The 816-nt window shown below is 57.1% G+C and carries 1 pseudogene; it reads right to left on the bottom strand.

Features of this window, described 5'->3' with window-relative positions:
* Window positions 1-26 precede the first annotated feature (26 nt).
* Window positions 27-695, bottom strand: a pseudogene (locus tag GUI70_RS22500) (IS3 family transposase); the annotation flags it as partial.
* Window positions 696-816 lie beyond the last annotated feature (121 nt).

Raw genomic sequence — 816 nt, forward strand, 5'->3', positions numbered from 1 at the left:
TGATATTGCAAGACCCCTGTGGAGGATCAGTTCGGTCTGGCCCAGTATTCTTCGAATCGAGTGGGTGAGCGGTACCCCAGGCTGGAATGGCGTCGCTCGCGGTTGTAGAAGATCTCAATCCACTCGAAGACCAAATTACGCGTGTCAGCGCGGTTTCCCTGTACCTTGTGGAGATCGAGTTCCATCTTGAGAGTGGCGAAGAAGCTCTCCATCGCGGCATTGTCCCAGCATTCCCCTTTCCTGCTCATGCTCTGGAGCGCCTGGAGGCGCTCCAAGGCCTGTCGATACTCGCTACTGGCGTATTGAACCCCCTGGTCCGAGTGATGGAGAATTTCCTGTCCAGGACGTCGGGTTCGCTGGGCCATCGTGAGTGCAGCCACGACCAGCTCGGTATGAAGCGTCTTGCGCATGGCCCAACCGATGATCTTCCTGGAGAACAAATCCATCACCACCGCCAGGTAGATCCAACCCTCGGACACGGGTAAATACGTGATGTCTGTTACCCATTTCCGGTTCTGCTGGTCCGCAGTGAAGTTGCGGTTGAGTAGGTTGTTAGCCACTGAATGCCGGTGTTTTGAGTTGGTGGTGGTGCGAAACTTCCGCTTGCAGCGCACCTTGAGCCCTGCCGCCTTCATTAGCCGGGTGATCCGCGCCCGACTAACCTGCATCCCCTCGTCCGCCAGAACGACCTGGACGCGGGGGGCACCCTAGGTGCCCCGACTCTCCTTATGAATCCTCTGAATTGACGCTGTGAGCGTCACGTCTGCCTGAACGTAACGGTTCTCTGGCCTTCTCCACCACGCAAAATAGCCACTA

The sequence above is a fragment of the Deinococcus alpinitundrae genome (assembly GCF_009982895.1).
Classification (GTDB): Bacteria; Deinococcota; Deinococci; order Deinococcales; family Deinococcaceae; genus Deinococcus; species Deinococcus alpinitundrae.